1 protein-coding gene is annotated in these 609 nt (G+C 62.6%); it reads left to right on the top strand.

Annotation, left to right across the window (positions count from 1 at the left end):
* The coding region (locus BLX41_RS01550) for a DUF1329 domain-containing protein (RefSeq protein WP_148059673.1) at positions 1-578 on the top strand (578 nt) is incomplete at its 5' end.
* Between the last annotated feature and the right edge of the window lie 31 nt (positions 579-609).

Here is a 609-nt window from a genome sequence, read left to right as displayed (position 1 = left end):
GCCGTGTGCGGCGGGCCCCGCAGGTGGCCTACGACGGGCCGGCCGCCAGCACCGACGGCCAGCGTGTGGTGGACAACTACGACATGTTCAACGGCGCGCCGGATCGTTATGACTGGCAACTGGTGGGCAAGCAGGAACTGTACATCCCCTACAACAGTTACAAGCTCGATTCCCCCAAGCTCAAATACGCCGAGATCACCAAGGCCGGGCACATCAACCAGGACCTGGCGCGCTATGAACTGCACCGTGTGTGGCACGTGGTCGCGACCTTGAAACCCGGCCAGCGCCATGTGTATGCCAAGCGTGATTTCTACATCGACGAGGACTCCTGGCAGGCCGCGGTCATCGATCACTACGACGGGCGCAATACCCTGTGGCGGGTTGCCGAAGCCCACCAGCAGTCCTACTACAACAGCCAGGTGCCCTGGTACACCGCCGAGACCCTGAATGACATGGTCAGCGGCCGCTACCTGGTGCTGGGCCTGAAGAACGAAGAGAAGAGCAACTATCAGTTCGGCGTCAAGGCGCTGGAGGCCGAGTTCACGCCCAACGCCTTGCGCCAGAGTGGGGTGCGCTGAACTCGGGTCACGACGGCTCGAACAACAGCGC

This window comes from Pseudomonas protegens, from assembly GCF_003732485.1.
In the GTDB taxonomy this organism is placed as follows: Bacteria; Pseudomonadota; Gammaproteobacteria; order Pseudomonadales; family Pseudomonadaceae; genus Aquipseudomonas; species Aquipseudomonas protegens_B.
This window is presented reverse-complemented; position numbering and strand designations above follow the sequence as displayed.